We start from the raw sequence: 19652 nt of genomic DNA on the forward strand, positions 1-19652 counted from the left end.
GGTATGGCAGAATCAGATAAGAAAAAACCAACAAGGACAGTTAAATCATCAAAATCCACCAAGGCAGCAAAGGCGGCTAACGAGGAAAACAAGGAGGAACAAGGTTCTTCACTTGAAATCAGCATGGAGTCCGTCGAAATCACTGAGGACAAAGTGGTTCAGCCAAAGCTAACGGAAAGGGAAAGCCAGCTTGTAATTGTAAGAAGGCTTATTGAAAGAGGAAGAAAGTCAGGTACGCTAACTGAGAAGGAAGTTCTTGACGAGCTTCAGGAGATCGACCTGAATCCAGAACAGATCGACAAGATTTATGAGACACTTGAAGGATTCAGCATAGAAATCATGGGAGATATCTCCGATGCAGATGCTGAAGAGACCGAAGTAGACCTTACCGTCCCTGAAGGAATTGCGATAGATGATCCTGTAAGGATGTATCTCAAGGAGATAGGAAAGGTGCCTCTTCTGTCATCAGAGCAGGAGGTTGAACTTGCGAAGAGGATAGAACAGGGAGACGAGCAGGCAAAGAAGCAGCTTGCTGAAGCTAACCTGCGACTAGTCGTATCTATCGCGAAGAGGTACGTGGGAAGAGGAATGCTTTTCCTTGACCTGATCCAGGAAGGAAATCTTGGCCTTATCAAGGCAGTCGAAAAATTCGACTTCACCAAAGGCTTCAAGTTCTCAACCTATGCGACCTGGTGGATAAGACAGGCTATTACAAGGGCCATAGCAGACCAGGCAAGGACCATTAGAATTCCAGTCCATATGGTTGAGACAATTAATAAGCTGATTAGGATTGAGAGACAGCTGCTGCAGGAACTCGGAAGAGCGCCTCAGCCTGAAGAGATTGCAGAGCAGATGGAGATGCCGCCTGAAAAGGTAAGGGAGATCATGAAGATCGCCCAGGAGCCTGTATCCCTTGAGACTCCAATAGGAGAGGAAGAGGACAGTCATCTCGGAGACTTCATTCCGGATGACGATGCTCTTGCGCCAGCCGAAGCCGCAGCATTCACGATGCTGAAGGAACAGCTCATAAGCGTCCTTGATACCCTGACCCCACGGGAAGAGAAGGTCCTGAGACTCAGGTTCGGTCTTGACGACGGAAGGGCGAGGACTCTCGAGGAAGTTGGCAAGGAATTCAATGTCACCAGGGAAAGAATAAGGCAGATTGAAGCAAAAGCACTGAGAAAGCTCAGACATCCTTCAAGAAGCAAAAAGCTCAAGGATTATCTCGATTGAAATGAGCGGTGAGGCATATCGTATGCTTCACCGCCCTTTTTTTGTTGTATAATCAATTTGAGGAGAAGGGAGGACTGATTTATGGTATACAAGGCTGAAAACAGCAGCATGGGAGACTCGATGCTTATTGCATCAATTGCTGCTTTGGCACTATTTTCTGTTCTCTTCAACATTTCCCAGATTGCAGTCCTAAAGACTGTGTTTGCCATGCTGATGCTTGTTTCCGCAATGATGGGCACATATTATGTGACCCTTATAAGGACGCTGCAGTACAGGTTTACAAATGACACTCTCCATATTGAAGGTCTGTTTGGACTTGTCCATGAGGAGATACCTGCTGCCAGCATAAGAGGGTATACACGAAGGATCACTCTTATAAGCAAGAACGGTCTCATGGGATATATTGTACGCAAATACTACATCGGGTCCTCCTTCGTAGATGGAGTTGGAAACGTCAAGATGTATATTACAAGCTCCAAAACCTCCATTTATATCGGTACGGACTTCGGTATATTCGGTATCTCTCCTGAAGCGCCGCTGGCATTCTCTGCGCATATGGATGACCTGAAGATTCCGCTTGTCGAAAAGCTGGAGTACAGCAGCAATTCTGACCATGCCTGGAGCGAAAGGCGGTTCCGCCAGTTGCTAAGGTACGTATGCATAGTCCTTGCTTTGGCTTCTGCTCTGCCATTTCTGGCACGAAGTGCCGGTTTTCTTCCTCCTTACGTACCGGAGATTTTTTCCGGGGGAGCCCGTGCATCATTCATGCCGACAGAAGCATATCTAAGAGACCATATTTTATTCTGCGGTATTAATGCGGTAATTCTGGCTGCAGCAGCAGCCACCTCCAGGTACTATATGAAGGTGGATACCATTTACTATTACAGGCTTCTTTATGCGCCTTTGGTGATGACGCTTGCGATAATGGTTTTGATGGTTAATGTGCTAATTCCTGTTCTGGTATGGTAAAATATAGTCAAAGTCACAATGCGAGGATTTATATGGAAACAAGCAAGAGAATAATGAGGCTCATAGAAATGGTACCCAAGTGCGTTTCTATGGTTGATGTGGGCACGGACCATGGCTATGTGCCAATTGGTGTCATTAAAGCAGGGAAAGCTGAAAGGGCAATTGCTTCCGATGTCAGAAAGGGGCCCTTGAAGATAGCTGAAATGAATATCCTTGAGGAAGGACTCTCTGACAGGATAAGCATAGCGATGGGAAGCGGGCTTACAACAGTAAGGCCTCATGAAGTAGATGGGGCGGTAATAGCAGGGATGGGTGGAAACCTTGTCAAGGATATCCTCATAGATTCCATGGATGTGGTAAGATCCCTTGGTTTCCTGATTATCCAGCCGGCTCAGAACCCTGAGGTCATAAGGGAATATCTGTATAACGGACCATATGAGATAATTTCAGAGGATCTGGTCATGGAAGATGACGGAAGATACTACGAATACATCATGGTCAGGCATACAGGCAAGGTATCTGAACAGATGGAGGCTCCTCTGGGATACGAGGTGAGCCCTTTTCTTCTGAAGAATGGACATCCGCTTCTTTCCGGATTTATCGGGGAAAAGCTTAGAGAGGCAGAAGGCATAATATTGAAGCTAGATTTGAATTCGGACAACGCAAGGGCGAAAAAAACAGCCCTGGAGGAAAAAATATTCAAGTTGAAGGAGATTGAGAAATGGCTTTGACTGTCAAAGATGTCATTGGAATCATGGAATCCCATGCTCCTGTCCTGTACAGGGAAGGTTACGACAACGTAGGTCTGATGGTTGGCGATGAGGCTGCAGAGGTAAAGGGTATCCTGTTTTCGTTGGATACCACACTGAAGGTGATAGAGGAAGCCCGTGAAAAGGGAGCGAACCTGATAATTTCCCATCACCCGATGATGTTCAACAAGCCATCCAGCATAACCACAGGAACTGTACAGGGTAAAAAGGTAATTGACCTTGTTAAGCACGGGATAAGCGTATACTCCGCTCATACCAACCTGGATTCGGTTAAGAACGGGATGAACGACAGATTGGTAAAGATGTTCGGATTCAAGGAAGTGGACATCATGGAGCAATGCGAGTTCGACTACGACAGTGGCATCGGAAGACTGGTGTATGTGAGAAGCATCATCACGCTTGAAGGCTTCCTTAAGAAGACTGCTGAAATTCTCGGTACGGATACCATAAGGTTTTCGGGAAGGCTTAACAAGAAACTAAAGAGGATTGCAATCATAAACGGAAGCGGCCAGAGCTTTTTCAAACAAGCCATCGAAATGAGGGCAGACTGCATACTTACAGGAGATACAAGCTACCATGAAGTGCTGGAGCTTGAGGAGATGGATGTATGTGTTGTAGATCCAGGGCATTTTGCTTCAGAGAGGGCGGTATTCAACCTTATCATGAAGGAGCTGTCATCAGAAATAACAGCCAAGAAGAACGTACCCATCTTCTTCAGTGAAACCGAGAAGGACCCTTACACCATATTCACTGGACAAAAATGATTTTATCTGCTATCATGACAAAGCGAGTAAGCCAGACAGTCGCTGCTGACTTTGTCAGGAGAGGAAAGTCCGAGCTCCATAGGGCAGGGTGCTGGGTAACTCCCAGTGAGGGTGACCTTAAGGAAAGTGCAACAGAGAGATACCGCCACGCGAAAGCGGGGCAAGGGTGGAAAGGCGAGGTAAGAGCTCACCAGCACATTGGCGACTTTGTGGCTATGTAAACCCCACCTGGAGCAAGGCCGAATAGAGGGACTTTTGGAGCTGCCCGTTCCGTCCCCGGGTGCGCCGCTTGAGCCGTATAGAAATATACGGCCTAGATAGATGACTGTTTAATACAGAACTCGGCTTACAGACTTACTCGCGCAAAAAGCACCGCATTGCCGGTGCTTTTTGCGCGAAGAGAGAATAATATAGGGACAATGATATTATTGATGAACTTAAAATGCATAAATCTTCAGATAATTTGATAGTTATACAATAGCACTTGAAAAATAGCTATATTAATGTTAAAATTACACATTAATATGGGTATTTTGCCGGGAAAGCTTGATGCCTAATGTAAAGATAGAGGAGAGATTTGTTGATATGGGAAGAAAAATAGGTTCAATCCTGATGACTCTTGTTCTTGCTGTTTCTGTGCTTGCCGGATGCGCTTCGAAGACTGACACTTCAAAACAGTTCAGGGTTGGAATGGAGGCAGGGTATGCACCTTTCAACTGGACCCAGATGGATGATAAAAACGGAGCTGTAAAGATAGATGGAGCTTCCGAGTATGCCGGCGGCTATGATGTTGAAATTGCAAAGAAGCTGGCAGCAGGGCTTGGCAAGGAGCTTGTTATTGTGAAGGTTGAGTGGGATGGACTTGTCCAGATGCTGACATCAAACAAGATAGACGCCATAATAGCTGGAATGTCTCCTACCGAAGAGAGAAAGAAAACCATAGATTTCTCAGCTAACTACTACAAATCGGATCTCATCATGGTGGTGAAGAAGGGCGGAGCATATGAGAATGCAAAGACTCTCAAGGATTTCACAGGAGCCAAGGTAACCGCACAGCTGAACACATTCCACTACAGCGTAATCGACCAGATACCTGGAGTAAGCAAGGAAACTGCAATGAGCGATTTCCCGGCGATGAGGGTTGCCCTTGAATCAGGAATAATCGATGGATATGTATCGGAAAGACCTGAAGGCGTAAGTGCAAGCTCAGCAAATGAGAACTTCGCATTCGTGGATTTCACTGAAGGCTTCGTTACATCAGAGGACGACACTGCAATAGCAGTTGGAGTAAGAAAAGGATACGACCTCACCTCGAAAATAAATGAGATACTGGCAAAGATTTCAGAGGACGAAAGAATCAGCATCATGGATGCTGCAATAAAGAACCAGCCATCTGCAAAATAACAAATCTTGAAGACCGACGGCTTATGAGCCAGTCGGTTTTCCCATGCAATAAGGAGAATGGATATGAGTCTTGAATGGGTGCAAAAAATAATAGTCTCTAATGGCCCCATGTTTTTAAGAGGAGCAGGGGTTACCCTGTACATTTCAATAATCGGAACGATACTTGGCACCCTTATAGGACTTCTGATAGGAATAATCAGAACCATACCTATACCAGAGAGGGGTGCAAGGCGAGCAGCCTTGAAGGTTACAAACGGACTGCTGTCCGGGTACATCGAGTTTTTCAGGGGAACCCCGATGATCGTGCAGGCAATGGTCATATACTATGGATCAGCCCAGGCTTTCGGAATCGACATGGACAAGCTTGCCGCAGGCATATTCATAGTGTCTATAAATACCGGAGCATATATGGCGGAGATCGTCAGAGGAGGCATAGTCTCAATTGACAAGGGCCAGTTCGAAGCTGCCAGCGCAGTGGGAATGACGCATGTGCAGACAATGATGAATGTAGTCCTTCCGCAGGTAATAAGGAATATCCTGCCTGCCACCGGAAATGAGTTTGTCATAAACATAAAGGATACATCAGTCCTTAATGTCATCGCTGTATCCGAGCTGTTCTTCCAGACGAAGTCAGTTGCAGGAAATAACTTCAGATACTTTGAGTCATTTGCAGTAGCCTGCGTACTATATTTCATAATGACCTTCTCTGTCACAAGGATACTGAGGTTCCTCGAGAGGCTTATGGATGGTCCGGAGAACTTTAACCTCAGCGGTAACCAGATGCAGGTCGAAAGACCCGAGGATATGGCAAGAAAAAGCCATGGACAGTAAGGGAGGAAAATCAGATGACTAAAGTCATAGAGATACAGCATCTCAGGAAGAGCTTCGGTGCCAATGAAGTACTGAAGGACATCGACTTCTCGGTTAACAAAGGAGAGGTCGTATGTATAATTGGAGCTTCAGGTTCAGGGAAGTCAACTCTTCTAAGATGCGTAAACCTCCTGGAGAAGCCCTCGGGAGGAGAAATAATATACAACGGGGAGAATATCCTCGATGACAAGCACGACATATACATGTACAGAACGAGGCTTGGAATGGTATTCCAGCAGTTCAATCTATTCAACAACCATAACGTGTTGGCTAACTGCACGGTAGGCCAGATGAAGGTCCTCAAGAGAAGCAAGGAGGAGGCTGAAAAGGTCGCTCTCAAATATCTCTCTGTTGTTGGAATGGATGCATATGTGAATGCGAAACCGAGACAGCTTTCAGGCGGACAGAAGCAGAGGGTTGCAATCGCAAGGGCACTGTCAATGGAGCCTGATGTCATGCTTTTTGATGAGCCAACTTCAGCGCTTGACCCTGAAATGGTCGGAGAGGTCCTGAAGGTCATGAAGGAGCTTGCTGAATCAGGGCTCACAATGCTGGTGGTAACCCATGAGATGGGGTTTGCCAAGGAGGTTGCCGACAGGGTGGTATTCATGGACAATGGAGTCATCGTGGAAGAAGGTCATCCGGAAAAGATTTTCAACGACCCGTCCCATGAAAGGACAAGGGAGTTCCTGAAAAGGGTGCTCGATAAATATTAGGATACAAAGGTGCAGTTCAACCCTGAACTGCGCCTTTGTTGTTTCAGGAATTGAAAAAAGAGAGCCGAAAACGGTTTAAGGGATATAATATAAGGGTAGAGATAAGTAGAAAAGGCGGTAGGTTATGGAACATGGAAAGCTTGAGAACAGGCTGAAATTATTTTATATCATTTATTTTGCATCGCTTGCGGCATTCTTGCCATTTATCGCGGTTTACCTTCAAGGCAAGGGGCTTGATTTCGGAAGGATAGGAATCATACTATCTGTTTATTCCATAACAGGCGTAGCAGTTCAGCCAATGTGGGGATATATCTCGGACAAGCTGCTGGGTAAGAGGAAGACTCTTATGGTGCTTCTTCTTGGTGCGACTGTTGCTGCCCTTGGATTCAACGGCGCCTACACTTTCGCTTCAATACTCGCAGTAATGCTCATGTTCGTGTTCTTCCAGAGTCCTGCAGCCATGGTGCTTGATTCACTGGTATATGAGCTTGCTGAGGATAATCCGGGAATGAAGTACGGCAGGTTCAGGTTGATGGGTTCCTTCGGATTTGCTGTAGGCGCACTTGCCATGGGCCAGATTGTGTCACGTGTAGGAGTATCAAGGATATTCTGGGTATTCGGGGCACTGTCGATTTTAGGTGTTGTGATACTTTCTGGGATAAGGTCAGTAAAAAGGGATTCACATGCTCCTCTGAAGATCGAGGATGTAGGTAGAGTGCTGGGTGACCGGAGAGTGATTGTTTTTCTTATCGCTGTTGGAGTCCTGAATATATCCATAGGAAGCAACAACTCCTATCTTCCTGTGCTCATATTATCTACAGGGGGGGACCTGTCCCATGTGGGACTAATGAGCTTCCTCATCGCCATGGTGGAGCTGCCATTCTTCTTCAACGGTGACAGGCTTATTTCAAAGTATGGCCCTCTCAGGATGCTTCTTGTTTCAGGAGCCATATATGCAGGAAGGTTCTTCATAGTCTCGACTCTTGACAGCTTTGTACCTGTTATGGTCATCCAACTGGTGCAGGGAATCTCGTTTGCATTCTACATGGTGTCATCGATGCATTATCTGAACAGTGTAGTACCAGCCAACATGAAGGCGACCGCAATGACAGTGTTTGGGGCAGTGACAGTCTTTGGAAACTTCCTTGGTAACATGGCGGGCGGGCAGATAATTGAATCGACCGGGGTATTCGTGCTTTTCAAGGTTCTTGCAGCAGTATCCCTTTTATCCTGTGCTGTAGTTATCTACCTTGCCAGGATAAGCAGGAGCATCGAAGATCAGCCTGCTTAAGCAGGCTGAAATATATTGTTCAAATAATATTGTTCAAAACGTTGAGTTGAAAATAGTTGGTTAAGTTAATTAAGGTATAAAAATAATCCGGCATATCATTTGGATATGCCGGATTATTTTACATGAATTCCCTTATGAAGCCTTCTATGGCTTCGGTTTCCCTTTCTCTGGTGTATAGCGGCATGTCAGAGAGATGTGGCAGATGGTCAAGATAAGACATTTTTTCCTCCCTGTAGATTATGCCTATGGGAATCTTGTCTCCCCACTCCATAGCTTTGACCAGGGCTTTTGCCTTATCGCTCGGATCGTAGGAATCATCCAGGGCATAAACTCTCTTCTTGTACCACTGGTAAGTATTGACCTTATTGAAGCTCACGCATGGCTGCAGTATGTCAAGCAGGGCATAGCCATTGTAGTTGATGGCTTCCTTCATCATGGCTTTAAGATGTTCCTTGTCCCCTGAGAAGGACCTTGCCACGAAGCCGCATCCAATTGCTATTGCAGCAAGCATGGGGTTAAGCGGCTGATTTGTAACTCCGTCCGGAGTGAAATCAGTGATTGATCCAAGGTCGGAGGTAGGGGACGCCTGACCCTTTGTAAGTCCGTAAATCTGATTGTCATGGACGAAATGGGTCATGTTTACGTTTCTTCTGATATTGTGAAGGAAGTGGTTTCCGCCTTCTCCATAGGAATCACCATCTCCCGTATCAATTATTACGGTCAGGTTGCTGTTTGCTATTTTGGCGGCTGCTGCCGGTGGCAGGGCTCTTCCGTGCAGGCCCTCGAACCCGTTGGTGTTGATGTACTGAGGGAGCTTGGCAGCCTGTCCTATTCCGCCTACAACCAGTACTTGGTGCGGGCTTAGGCCGAGTTCTGTAAGAGCTTCCTTCAGTGCTTCCAGTATGCTGAAGTCTCCGCACCCAGGGCACCATGCGGTATCAAAGGTTATGAATTCCTTTTTTGCGATCATTTCAATGCCTCCTTTATCCTGGATGCGATTTCAGCGCCGGACATCGGCCTGCCGTCGTATCTCAGAATGCTGTGGTCCATTCGTATACCTGTCTCCTGCATTATGAGAGAAGCCAGCTGACCACCATGATTCTGCTCTACATTCACAACTTTCTTTGAAATTTGTGCCTTTTCAAGCAGAAGCCTTTGCGGCAGAGGCCAAATGTCGCCGAAAACGAGAGCTCCATAGCTTGTGCCTGTCTCGCTCTGGAGAATGTCCATAGCTTCCTTCACAGGGCTGTCAAGGCTTCCCCAGGCAACCAGAAGGATATCCGGATTGTCATCGCCAATGTATTCAGGTTCCTGAACTTCGCCCTTAAGAAGCTGGAATTTCCTTTCCCTCTTCTCAACCATCATGACTCTTACTTCGGCTGATTCTGTGATGTTCCCGTTCTCGTCATGCTCATCGCTGTCGGAGTTTACGCTGGTTCCGGGAACAAGTCCGGGAATAAGCCTTGGGGATATTCCTGAGTCCGTTACCTTGTAACGGCTGTAGGTTATGTCCTCTGAATACTGGTCTGGATCTGCAAGCTGCCTGTCGACTTCTACAGAAGCTAAATCAAAAGGCTCTATAGTCCTGGTACAGTCTGCAAGGTACTGGTCGCCGAGAAGTATCACAGGCAGCTGGTACTTGTCTGCAAGGTTGAACGCCCTTGCAGTCTGGTAGAATGCATCCTTAGGATTTCTAAGTGCTATGACCATCTTTGGAAATTCACCATGGGACGAGCTGATAACAAACCTAAGGTCACTCTGCTCGGTTCTCGTTGGCAGTCCTGTTGCTGGGCCTGGTCTTTGTATTTCAGCTATGACAAGCGGCGTCTCGGTTATTCCGGCAAGTCCTACAGCTTCAACCATCAGCGAGTATCCACCTCCGGATGTGCCGGTCATGGCCCTTGCACCTGCATAGGATGCACCGATGGCCATGTTGATCGCTGCTATCTCATCCTCAGCCTGTTCAACGACAATCTTCGCTTTCCTTGCCCTTTTGACCAGGTAGCTCATTATTGATGTTGATGGGGTCATAGGGTATGCGCTGTAGAATTTCATTCCTGCCGCAAGTGCGCCAAGTGCAATGGAGTCATTGCCATGTACCAGCATCTGGCCTTTAAGTGGTCCTTGACCGATATCGAATCTCTTCTGAGTCAGTGCCAGCCCCTTGCCAAATGCCGCAAGATTTTCCTTTGCAACCTTCTCATCAAACTTTTCAGTAAGTATGGTATCCAGATGCAGAGCATCCAGACCAAACAGACCAGCAAGTGCTCCAAGCTGGACTGATGAAGCTGCCTTCGGATTTCCTGATTCTGTTGCCAGCTTTTTTGCCGGGACTGAAAGCCTTCTTGGATCATCTGAAGTGACTTCATCATCACATATTATGAATCCGGTGGACTTTAGCCGCATCGCATGTAGCTCCAGTGTTTCATCGTTAAGTGCAATGATGCCGTCAAGCTCATCGCTGTGAGATTTGACCTCTTCGTCTCCGAAGCGTATCTGGAAAAAATTATGGCCGCCACGAACTCTTGACATGTAGTCCTGAAGTGTGAAGATATGGTAACCATTTCGCTGCAGCAGCTTGGCAAACAGGGAGCTTAACGTCTCCATTCCCTGTCCTGCAGCTCCGCCTATAAGAATATTGTATTTCAATTGGCTTCACCTCTCTTTTCATGAACATAGTATATCGAATAAACTGATAGAATTTATCGGGCTCACAGAAGATTCTCTTAACTTTCACTCTTTGTTCACATGGAAAGGAAATATAATGTAGGTAGGGATATGTGCGAGCCATGTGTATTAACAGTGGATGTGACAACTTGAATTATGATATAAGAATCAGCAAATCTGCCCATGAAAAGCAGACCTTAACGGTCATGGTTCCGGATTGGATACTATGTGTCCTTCCATCAAAGACATTTATCTGATTAATGAAAAGATTTTATTGGCCGGATGAAACTGATTACATTGAATCGTTGAATACGTTTGAATAAATGGTATGATAATAGTGTAGGCAAGATAAACACAAGGAGGTATGAAGTGGACACATTGAAGAGAACACCGCTCTCTGAAGAATATGGCAGATATGGGGCCAAAATGGTGGATTTCGCGGGCTGGTACATGCCAATCGAATTCAAGGGGATCCTTCCCGAGCACCAGGCAGTAAGAACAGGGGCTGGAATATTTGACGTTTCACACATGGGGGAAATTACAGTAAAAGGCAAAGACGCACTGGCGTTCACTGACTATTTGATAACTAACGATGCAGGGAAGCTCGCAGACAACCAGGTCCTGTATACATTCCTTTGCAGAGAAGATGGAGGAATCGTTGACGACATCCTGGTCTACAGGTTCGCAGCTGATGATTTTCTGCTGGTAGTCAATGCAGCGAACATAGACAAGGACCATCAGTGGATAAGAACCAACAGCACAGGCTTTGATGTAACCATCGAAAATATTTCGGATAATGTATCTCAGCTTGCGGTACAGGGCCCGAAAGCTCAGGAGATACTCCAGACGATTGTTGGAAAGGACCTTAACTCAATCAAGTTCTTCCATGCTAGCCGAAACGTACAGGTAGGCGGAATAGAATGCATGGTTTCAAGGACTGGCTACACAGGTGAAGACGGGTTTGAGATCTACCTCGACAATGAAGACGCACCGGAGCTTTATCACAAGATAATTAGCCTGGGAGTCGAGCCGATAGGACTTGGAGCAAGGGACACTCTGAGGTTTGAGGCGAATCTCCCGCTGTATGGCAACGAGCTGTCAGACACAGTAAGCCCAATCGAAGCCGGCTACGGATTCTTCGTAAAGACTGACAAGGAGAGGTTCATTGGCAAGGAGGTTCTATCCAGGCAAAAGGTGGAGGGTGTAACCAGGAAGACTGTCGGATTCGAGATGATCGAGAAGAAGATCCCAAGGCATGGCTACCCGGTAACTGCGGATGGGAAGACTATAGGAACAGTCACAACGGGTTATAAGTCTCCGACGCTTGAAAAGTTTATCGGACTTGCACTGGTTGATGCAGCGTATTCAAAGCTGGGCACTGAAATTTTCATTGAAGTACGAGGCAAGGCTGCGAAGGCAGTAGTCACAAGCAGGAAGTTTCTAGAAAATAAATGATAAAAGGAGAGATTGAGATGTCAATAGTATTGAATGGACTTTATTATTCAAAGGACCACGAATGGGTTAGAGTAGAGGAAGGGAAGGCGTACATCGGAATCACTGATTTTGCTCAGCATGCGCTTGGAGCAATCGTATACGTGGAGCTGCCGGAGGTTGGATCTGAAATTGAGAAGGATGAGAACCTTGGTGTAATCGAGTCAGTAAAGGCAGCATCAGATATTCTTATGCCTGTAAGTGGAACGATACTTGAAGTCAACATGGATTCTGTCGAGGACCCTGCCATAATCAATGCGGCACCGTACGAGAACCATCTTGTCGTAGTAGAGCTGAAGGATGCGGAAGAGCTCCAGGAGCTGCTTGACAAGGCGGCATATGAGGAATTCATCGCCAAGGAGGATTAATGATGCACCGTTATTTGCCGAACACTACCGAAGACATAAGGCAGATGCTTGAAGTCATCGGGATAGACAGCACGGAGAAACTGTTTGGGACTATACCAGATAGAGTGAAGCTTGGAAGGGAACTTGATATACCTCAGTCAAAATCGGAAATCGAGGTAAGAAGAGAGATAGGGAAAATGGCAGGGAAAAACCTCAGTGCCGATGACCTTGTCTGCTTCAGGGGAGCAGGGTCCTATGACAGATACATACCCTCAGCAGTAAAGCACATTGTCGGAAGAAGCGAATTCTATACCGCCTATACACCATATCAGCCTGAGATAAGCCAGGGGACGCTCCAGAGCGTATTCGAATACCAGTCGATGATCTGCAGCCTTACAGGAATGGATGTGTCGAACGTATCGATGTATGACGGTGCCACTTCTGCTGCCGAGGCAGCAATTCTAGCTTCAGTTCACACAAGAAGACCCAAGGTGCTGGTTTCCATGACCGTAAATCCAATGGTCAGGGAGGTACTTTCAAGCTATCTGAAGTTCAGGAATGTGGACCTTGAATTTGTTGCGGAGAAAGACGGGGAAACAGACAGTGACGACCTGAAAATGAAGCTTGATGGCAATATTGCAGGTCTTATAGTACAGTACCCAAATTTTTACGGGATAATCGAGGATATCAGGGGAAGTGAGGAAGCGGTGCATGGAAACAAATCACTGCTCATCGTAAGCACTGATCCGGTATCTTTGGGGATACTCACCAGCCCGGGTGAACTGAAGGCTGACATTGTCGTAGGTGAAGCCCAGGGACTTGGTCAAAACATGAATTTCGGGGGACCTGTACTTGGTTTCATGACCGCAACTGAAAAGGTCATGCGAAAGCTGCCGGGAAGGATCGTCGGCGAGACCACTGATGTGGATGGGAAAAGGGCTTTTGTGCTTACTCTGCAGGCAAGAGAACAGCATATCAGACGTGAAAAGGCCACATCAAACATATGCTCTGACCAGACGCTTAATTCCATTACAGCTGCGGTATACATGGCAGCAATGGGCAAAGAAGGTATCCGTGAGGTTGCGGACCAGTCCTTCAAGAAGGCGCATTATGCATACAGAAGGCTGATAGAGACCGGAAAATTCAGACTGCTCCATGACAAGCCGTTCTTCAGTGAATTTGCACTGGTATCAGACAGAAGCATTGAGGACTTGAACAGGAAGCTGCTGGATAACGGTATTCTCGGCGGACTTGATATTTCAGGGCCAGATGCATCCCATGGAAACGTGATGCTCATCGCAGTCACTGAGAACAGGACAAAAGCTGAGATCGACAGACTTGTCGAGATACTGGAGGTGGAGTAGATGGCATACGAAAAGATGATATTCGAGCTTTCAAAGAAGGGAAGAAAAGCATATTCTCTTCCTCCGCTGGATGTGGATGACCTCGATGTATCCGAGTACCTCCCCGAAGGATATGTAAGGAAGGATGAGCTCGAATTCCCAGAGGTCAGCGAGCTTGACCTGGTAAGGCACTATACGCTGCTTTCAAAGAAGAACTACTCGATAGATTCAGGTTTCTATCCGCTGGGATCGTGCACAATGAAGTATAATCCCAAGATAAATGAGGACATGGCTGCAAATCCTAAATTCGCCAGACTTCATCCTCTTCAGGAGGAGTCTACAGTTCAGGGTGCCCTTGAGGTCATGTTCAGGACACAAGAAGCATTGAAGGAAATCACAGGTATGGATGCTTTCACTCTGCAGCCTGCAGCAGGAGCTCATGGCGAGCTTACCGGACTCATGATAATAAAGAAGTATCATGAGGTGAGGAACGATTCGAAGAGAAGGAAGATAATAGTTCCGGATTCTGCCCACGGGACTAATCCGGCATCAGTAACCGTAGCAGGATTTGAAGCAGTGGAGATTCCTTCGATGAAGGATGGATCGGTAAGCATTGAAGCTTTGAAAGCGGTACTTGACGACGAAACCGCCGGGCTGATGCTTACAAATCCAAGCACACTTGGTCTTTTTGAGAAAAATATAATGGAACTTGCTGATCTTGTCCACGCAGCTGGAGGGCTCCTTTATTATGACGGAGCGAACATGAATGCGATAATGGGGATTGCAAGGCCTGGGGACATGGGATTCGATGTCCTGCACCTGAACCTCCACAAGACCTTCTCTACCCCGCATGGCGGCGGCGGTCCTGGTTCAGGGCCGGTGGGAGTAAAGGCTCATCTGGCATGCCATCTGCCTGTACCTGTAGTGTCATCAAAGAATGACAACTACTATCTTGATTATGGGATTGACCAGACTATAGGAAGGATCAAGAACTTTTTCGGCAACTTTGGTGTGGTGCTGAGAGCATACTCCTACATACTCAGCATGGGGTCTGACGGACTGAAGGAGGCATCTACCAGTGCCGTACTAAATGCAAACTACATCAAGGAAAGGCTTAAGGATGACTACAAGGTAGCTATAGACGAAACCTGCATGCATGAGGTCGTGTTCGCGGGAATAAAGGACAAGGATACCGGTGTAACTACCCTTGAAATAGCGAAGAGACTCATCGATTATGGATTCCATCCACCCACGATTTATTTCCCTCTGATAGTGGACAGCGCGATTATGGTTGAGCCTACGGAGACGGAAAGCATGGAGACCATGGACGAGTTCATAGCAGCGATGAAGAACATAGCAAGGGAAGCAAGGGAAGAGCCTGAGCTTCTGCATAGTGCACCGCACATCTCGCCTGTTAGAAGGCTTGATGAGGTAAAGGCAGCTAGAAGTCCAAAGCTCAAATGGAAAAGAGAAGAATAATGGGAAAGAAAATAGTAATCATAGGTGGCGGATCAGGCGGATATGTATCCGCCATCCGTCTTTCAAGACTTGGAAACGAGGTCGTTCTCATAGAGAAGGACAAGCTTGGAGGTACATGCCTTAACAGAGGCTGCATACCTACCAAGGCGCTATATGGAAGTGCAGAAGCTTTGCATGCCGCAAGGAGCCTGGACAGCTTCGGAATCCGGATTGATGGGCCGATTGTGATCGACTCATTAAGGATCCAGGAACGGAAGGCGGAAGTCGTAGGCAGCCTTGTATCAGGCGTGACGCAGCTTCTTAAAGCGAATGGTGTAAGGGTAGTTGAAGGCGAGGCAAGGATCCTTGATGGAAGGGTCCTGGTGCTAAACGAGGAATTTAAGTACGATAATCTGATCATCGCCACAGGCTCGACTCCGGTTGTGCCCCCAATTAAGGGCGCAGAGCAGGAAGGTGTCGTAACAAGCGATGAACTGCTTGGCTTTGAGGAAATACCCCGGGAACTTGTCATAATTGGCGGTGGAGTTATTGGCATGGAGCTGGCAGGCATAATGAACGCATTCGGATCTAAAGTCACTGTCCTCGAGGCGATGCCTTCTATACTGCCGATGGTTGATAGTGAGATAGTCAGAAGGCTTTCACCAGTCCTTAAAAAGAGCGGCATAGAAATTGTGACAGGAGCAGCAGTAACATGTATCGGCAGAGTCGATGGCAGGCTAAATGTGTCATATTCAACAAAAAAAGGTGAGGAAACAAGGAGTGCGGACAAGGTGCTCCTTTCAGTAGGCAGAAGACCAAATCTTGAAGGAATGGGGCTTGAAGAGGCAGGAATAGCATATGACAGAAAAGGCATCATTACTGATGAAAATTTTGAGACTTCTGTGAAGGGAGTCTATGCTATAGGAGATGTCAATGGAAAGGTGCTGCTTGCGCACGCAGCATCAGCGCAGGCCGAGTATGTTTCAGAGCTTATTTCGGGAAATGAAGCGAGAATCGGAAGGATTATCCCATCTTGCGTATTCATGTTTCCGGAAATAGCTCAGGCAGGCGAAACCGAAGATCAGCTGAAGGCATCAGGAATCGAATATCAAGTATCAAAGTTCCAATTTGGGGCCAACGGCAAGGCCCTCGCCATGGGACATGGAGAGGGTGTTATAAAGGTATTGGGAGAAAAGGATGGCAGGCTGCTGGGAGTTCACATCCTGGGGCCTCACGCTTCGGACCTGATACATGAGGCAGTTTTGATGATGGAAAATGGTCAGGGAGTGGAGGACGCAAGGAGGATCATACATGCTCACCCTACGCTGTCAGAGGCGTTCCACGAAGCTGTATTGGGACTGGCAGGAGATGCAGTACACCTGATGCCACAGAAGAGGAGGACATGATGAGATATATCTTAAATGAAAGCACAGACCCCTATTTTAATCTGGCAGCTGAGGAGTACCTTCTCAAGCATACGGACCTGGAAGTGTTCAGCCTATGGCGGAATGACAATGCAATCATTGTAGGTAAGAACCAGAACACTCTTTCTGAGATAAATACTGATTTCGTGAAGGAAAGGGGTATTAGGGTAGTCAGACGCCAGACAGGCGGAGGAGCTGTTTTCCATGACCTGGGCAACCTGAACTACACCTTCATAGTCAACGGTGGAGACAGCTTCAATGACTTCAAGGGCTTCGCCAAGCCGATTATGGAAGCACTTGAGCAGATGGGCGTTCATTCCGAGTTTTCGGGTAGAAATGACATGCTGATAGACGGAATGAAATTTTCTGGCAACGCCCAGTGCAAGCACAAAGACAGGGTCATGCACCACGGGACTCTTCTGTTCTCTTCTGTCAAGGCTGATATAAGCGGTGCTCTCAAGCCAAGGGACATAAAGTTTTCGGACAAGGCTGTTAAGTCAGTTGCTTCAAGGATCACCAACATCAGCGACCACATGCCTGAAAGGATGACTGTTCTGGAATTTCGCGACAGGATCTTCAGACACATTATGGAGGATTCGGGAAAGGCAATTGAGTCATATACCGAAGATGAGATTTCTGAGATCATGAAGCTAAGGGATGAAAAGTACTCGACCTGGGATTGGAATTATGGAATGAGTCCAAAATATTCCCAGACCAGGGAGATGAAGTTTGCAGGAGGCACTGTGGAGGCAACACTTGAAGCGAAGGACGGATACATCAGCGAAATTAGGCTTTATGGAGACTTTTTCGGCGTTAAGGACATTTCGCTGCTTGAAGATGCCTTGAAGGGTACAAGGCACAGGGAAGAGGATATCGCAGGTGTTCTTGACAATGTAGGGTTTGAAGAATTCATTGTCAATGTGTCAAAAAATGACTTGATTAATCTGCTTATATGATAATAATAGAACAACTTATGCAATAAATCATATTGACATGACGTATCATGGGAGTATAATTAAATAAATGCATGGACCGGGAAGAAGTAGGTGCGGGAATAGCTTACAGAAAGCTGCTGGGTGATGAGAAGCGCAAGCAAAGACCGCAATTGAATACATCCCATGAGCATCTCACCGAAAGGCTTTCAAGTAGGCTGAAGACGGATTGCGCCCGTTATAGCGCCAGGGTATCGTGCCATGCACCGTACCTGATGAGGTTTATGCTGCGAGGCATGGACGAAAAAGGTGGTAACGCGATTGGATTCGCCCTTTGACATATGTCAAAGGGTGTTTTTTATTGTCCAGAAATGGACTGGTAAAGTGGGGGGAATAATATGGATGACGGTTATTATTTAAAAAACATATGTATAGATGGCATGGAAACAAAAAGATATAAACGGAGGGATTTTAATTGTCAAACGTAAGATTCAAGACCATGGAACAGATGCCGCTGGAAATGCACAAGGTAAAGATAGTCCAAAAATTGAACCTGCTGCCGGTTGAAGAAAGGCTCAAAGCAATACAGGAGGCGGGAAGCAATACGTTCCTACTTCAGAACAGGGATGTATTCATGGACATGCTTACAGACAGCGGAGTGAATGCAATGAGCGACAGGCAGCAGGCCGCGATGATGGTGGCAGATGACAGCTATGCGGGAAGCGAGACATTCACAAGACTGTCTAAAGTACTGAAGGACATTTTCGGGATGGACATGTTCCTTCCAGCCCATCAGGGAAGGGCATGCGAGAACATAATATCCCAGGCGATGGTCAAGAAAGGGACATTCGTTCCCATGAACTACCACTTCACTACCACCAGGGCCCATATAAACCTTAACGGGGGTACCGTACTTGAGCTGATTGCAGACAAGGGGCTTGAGACAACAAGCGAGGAGCCTTTCAAAGGCAATATGGACCTGGACAGGCTTAAGAAGAGCATTCAAAAGGTCGGGAAAGGGAATGTGGCTTTCGTAAGGATGGAAGCTGGAACTAACCTGATCGGAGGTCAGCCGTTTTCACTTGAAAACCTTGAAGGGGTAAGCTCGATATGCAAGGAAAATGGAATAAGCCTGGTACTGGATGCAAGCCTTTTGGCGGACAACCTGTACTTCATAAAGAAGAGGGAGGAAGCCTACAAGGATTCAAGCATAAGGGAGATAACAGCGAAGATGGCTTCGCTCTGTGACATAATATACTTCTCGGCAAGAAAGCTTGGCTGCGCACGAGGCGGAGCTATCCTTACAAGGGACAAGGAGCTGTTCAACAGGATGAAGGGGCTTGTGACTCTTTATGAGGGCTTCCTTACATACGGTGGAATGTCAGTCAGGGAAATGGAGGCATTGACAGTAGGTCTTGAAGAGACCATGGATGAGGACATGATCTGTCAGGGACCGGATTTCATCCAGTTCATGGTGAATGAGCTCAAGAAAAGGGGAGTACCTGTCATTACCCCTGGCGGCGGTCTGGGATGCCATATCAACGCAATGGAATTTGTGAACCACATCCCTCAGTCTGAGTACCCGGCAGGAGCTCTGGCGTCAGCTCTGTTCATTGCAGGCGGAATCAGAGGTATGGAAAGAGGTACTGTGTCTGAGGACAGGGATGCTGATGGCAATGAGAAGCATGCTGACATGGAGCTTGTAAGGCTTGCTTTGCCGAGAAGGGTATTTACCCTTTCACAGGTGATGTATGCCGTAGACAGGATAACCTGGCTGTATGAGAACCGAGAGATGATAGGTGGTCTTGAATTCACAGAAGAACCTGCAATCCTCAGGTTTTTCTTTGGAAGGCTTCAGGAGAAGGGTGACTGGCAGGAAAGGCTGGCGGAAAAGTTCAGGAAGGATTTCGGAGACAGTCTCTGATCAGGAATAGAAGAAATTACGAAGAAATAACAAATGGCCTTCAGCAAAA

The 19652-nt window shown here is 46.9% G+C and carries 18 protein-coding genes and 1 other RNA gene; 17 read left to right on the forward strand and 2 right to left on the reverse strand.

Features of this window, described 5'->3' with window-relative positions:
* Positions 1-3: 3 nt before the first annotated feature.
* The 9 genes from rpoD to J2Z34_RS02845 all read left to right on the forward strand — a co-directional run bounded on the left by rpoD (position 4) and on the right by J2Z34_RS02845 (position 8017).
* Entirely contained in the window at positions 4-1233 is a 1230-nt protein-coding gene (gene rpoD, locus J2Z34_RS02805; protein WP_425348033.1) for an RNA polymerase sigma factor RpoD, read from the forward strand.
* Positions 1234-1314: 81 nt separating this feature from the next.
* A complete protein-coding gene (locus J2Z34_RS02810) occupies positions 1315-2202 on the forward strand; it encodes a PH domain-containing protein (RefSeq protein ID WP_209458339.1) in 888 nt (295 codons plus the stop codon).
* 32 nt (positions 2203-2234) lie between these two features.
* A complete protein-coding gene (locus J2Z34_RS02815) occupies positions 2235-2933 on the forward strand; it encodes a tRNA (adenine(22)-N(1))-methyltransferase (RefSeq protein ID WP_209458340.1) in 699 nt (232 codons plus the stop codon).
* Positions 2924-3736, forward strand: a complete 813-nt coding sequence (locus J2Z34_RS02820) for a Nif3-like dinuclear metal center hexameric protein (RefSeq protein WP_209458341.1) — start codon at positions 2924-2926, stop codon at positions 3734-3736. Before J2Z34_RS02815 ends, J2Z34_RS02820 begins: the two co-directional genes overlap by 10 nt.
* A 23-nt stretch (positions 3737-3759) precedes the next feature.
* An RNA gene (gene rnpB / locus J2Z34_RS02825) (RNase P RNA component class A) lies at positions 3760-4101 on the forward strand.
* 220 nt (positions 4102-4321) lie between these two features.
* A complete protein-coding gene (locus J2Z34_RS02830; RefSeq protein WP_209458342.1) occupies positions 4322-5140 on the forward strand; it encodes a transporter substrate-binding domain-containing protein in 819 nt (272 codons plus the stop codon).
* 63 nt (positions 5141-5203) lie between these two features.
* A complete protein-coding gene (locus tag J2Z34_RS02835) occupies positions 5204-5971 on the forward strand; it encodes an amino acid ABC transporter permease (RefSeq protein ID WP_209458343.1) in 768 nt (255 codons plus the stop codon).
* A gap of 14 nt (positions 5972-5985) precedes the next feature.
* On the forward strand, positions 5986-6726 hold the full coding sequence (locus J2Z34_RS02840) for an amino acid ABC transporter ATP-binding protein (RefSeq protein WP_209458344.1): 741 nt from the start codon (positions 5986-5988) through the stop codon (positions 6724-6726).
* Positions 6727-6850: 124 nt separating this feature from the next.
* Positions 6851-8017 (forward strand): MFS transporter, encoded by a 1167-nt coding sequence (locus tag J2Z34_RS02845; RefSeq protein WP_209458345.1) that lies wholly within the window; start codon positions 6851-6853, stop codon positions 8015-8017.
* A 118-nt stretch (positions 8018-8135) separates the two neighbouring features.
* Here J2Z34_RS02845 and J2Z34_RS02850 read toward each other — a convergent pair whose 3' ends face one another.
* Together J2Z34_RS02850 and J2Z34_RS02855 are read right to left on the reverse strand one after the other, a co-directional pair.
* Complete coding sequence (locus J2Z34_RS02850) at positions 8136-8987, reverse strand: thiamine pyrophosphate-dependent enzyme (RefSeq protein ID WP_209458346.1); 852 nt, start codon at positions 8985-8987, stop codon at positions 8136-8138.
* Complete coding sequence (locus tag J2Z34_RS02855; protein WP_209458347.1) at positions 8984-10666, reverse strand: 2-oxoacid:acceptor oxidoreductase subunit alpha; 1683 nt, start codon at positions 10664-10666, stop codon at positions 8984-8986. The genes J2Z34_RS02850 and J2Z34_RS02855 overlap by 4 nt, the downstream gene beginning before the upstream one ends.
* A gap of 387 nt (positions 10667-11053) precedes the next feature.
* Between J2Z34_RS02855 and gcvT the strand changes: the two genes are divergently transcribed.
* The 8 genes from gcvT (at position 11054) to J2Z34_RS02890 (ending at position 19603) form a co-directional block, all read left to right on the forward strand.
* Positions 11054-12139 (forward strand): glycine cleavage system aminomethyltransferase GcvT, encoded by a 1086-nt coding sequence (gene gcvT, locus J2Z34_RS02860; RefSeq protein ID WP_209458348.1) that lies wholly within the window; start codon positions 11054-11056, stop codon positions 12137-12139.
* 17 nt (positions 12140-12156) lie between these two features.
* The gene (gene gcvH / locus J2Z34_RS02865; protein ID WP_209458349.1) at positions 12157-12543 is read left to right on the forward strand and encodes a glycine cleavage system protein GcvH; all 387 of its coding nucleotides are present in this window, start codon (positions 12157-12159) and stop codon (positions 12541-12543) included.
* Positions 12544-12545: 2 nt separating this feature from the next.
* Positions 12546-13886: an aminomethyl-transferring glycine dehydrogenase subunit GcvPA gene (gene gcvPA / locus J2Z34_RS02870; RefSeq protein ID WP_280922291.1), complete on the forward strand. Its 1341-nt coding sequence runs from the start codon at positions 12546-12548 to the stop codon at positions 13884-13886.
* Positions 13887-15344: an aminomethyl-transferring glycine dehydrogenase subunit GcvPB gene (gene gcvPB / locus J2Z34_RS02875; RefSeq protein ID WP_209458351.1), complete on the forward strand. Its 1458-nt coding sequence runs from the start codon at positions 13887-13889 to the stop codon at positions 15342-15344. It abuts the gene before it with no gap.
* Complete coding sequence (lpdA, locus tag J2Z34_RS02880) at positions 15326-16729, forward strand: dihydrolipoyl dehydrogenase (RefSeq protein WP_245250486.1); 1404 nt, start codon at positions 15326-15328, stop codon at positions 16727-16729. Before gcvPB ends, lpdA begins: the two co-directional genes overlap by 19 nt.
* Positions 16729-17703 carry a lipoate--protein ligase gene (gene lplA, locus J2Z34_RS02885; RefSeq protein WP_209458352.1) on the forward strand — a complete coding sequence of 325 codons (975 nt, stop codon included), beginning with the start codon at positions 16729-16731 and terminating at the stop codon, positions 17701-17703. The genes lpdA and lplA overlap by 1 nt, the downstream gene beginning before the upstream one ends.
* 71 nt (positions 17704-17774) lie before the next feature.
* On the forward strand, positions 17775-18017 hold the full coding sequence (locus J2Z34_RS17945) for a hypothetical protein (protein WP_425348034.1): 243 nt from the start codon (positions 17775-17777) through the stop codon (positions 18015-18017).
* Positions 18018-18154: 137 nt separating this feature from the next.
* Entirely contained in the window at positions 18155-19603 is a 1449-nt protein-coding gene (locus J2Z34_RS02890; protein WP_209458353.1) for a tryptophanase, read from the forward strand.
* Positions 19604-19652: the final 49 nt, after the last annotated feature.

Source organism: Youngiibacter multivorans (assembly GCF_017873395.1).
Classification (GTDB): Bacteria; Bacillota; Clostridia; order Clostridiales; family Clostridiaceae; genus Youngiibacter; species Youngiibacter multivorans.

What these genes read in the sequence shown, in the direction of transcription:
- rpoD (WP_425348033.1), top strand. Translation starts at nt 4, where the DNA reads ATGGCAGAATCAGATAAGAAAAAACCAACAAGGACAGTTAAATCATCA.
- J2Z34_RS02810 (WP_209458339.1), top strand. Translation starts at nt 1,315, where the DNA reads ATGGTATACAAGGCTGAAAACAGCAGCATGGGAGACTCGATGCTTATT.
- J2Z34_RS02815 (WP_209458340.1), top strand. Translation starts at nt 2,235, where the DNA reads ATGGAAACAAGCAAGAGAATAATGAGGCTCATAGAAATGGTACCCAAG.
- J2Z34_RS02820 (WP_209458341.1), top strand. Translation starts at nt 2,924, where the DNA reads ATGGCTTTGACTGTCAAAGATGTCATTGGAATCATGGAATCCCATGCT.
- J2Z34_RS02830 (WP_209458342.1), top strand. Translation starts at nt 4,322, where the DNA reads ATGGGAAGAAAAATAGGTTCAATCCTGATGACTCTTGTTCTTGCTGTT.
- J2Z34_RS02835 (WP_209458343.1), top strand. Translation starts at nt 5,204, where the DNA reads ATGAGTCTTGAATGGGTGCAAAAAATAATAGTCTCTAATGGCCCCATG.
- J2Z34_RS02840 (WP_209458344.1), top strand. Translation starts at nt 5,986, where the DNA reads ATGACTAAAGTCATAGAGATACAGCATCTCAGGAAGAGCTTCGGTGCC.
- J2Z34_RS02845 (WP_209458345.1), top strand. Translation starts at nt 6,851, where the DNA reads ATGGAACATGGAAAGCTTGAGAACAGGCTGAAATTATTTTATATCATT.
- J2Z34_RS02850 (WP_209458346.1), bottom strand. Translation starts at nt 8,987, where the DNA reads ATGATCGCAAAAAAGGAATTCATAACCTTTGATACCGCATGGTGCCCT.
- gcvH (WP_209458349.1), top strand. Translation starts at nt 12,157, where the DNA reads ATGTCAATAGTATTGAATGGACTTTATTATTCAAAGGACCACGAATGG.
- gcvPA (WP_280922291.1), top strand. Translation starts at nt 12,546, where the DNA reads ATGCACCGTTATTTGCCGAACACTACCGAAGACATAAGGCAGATGCTT.
- gcvPB (WP_209458351.1), top strand. Translation starts at nt 13,887, where the DNA reads ATGGCATACGAAAAGATGATATTCGAGCTTTCAAAGAAGGGAAGAAAA.
- lpdA (WP_245250486.1), top strand. Translation starts at nt 15,326, where the DNA reads ATGGAAAAGAGAAGAATAATGGGAAAGAAAATAGTAATCATAGGTGGC.
- lplA (WP_209458352.1), top strand. Translation starts at nt 16,729, where the DNA reads ATGAGATATATCTTAAATGAAAGCACAGACCCCTATTTTAATCTGGCA.
- J2Z34_RS17945 (WP_425348034.1), top strand. Translation starts at nt 17,775, where the DNA reads ATGGACCGGGAAGAAGTAGGTGCGGGAATAGCTTACAGAAAGCTGCTG.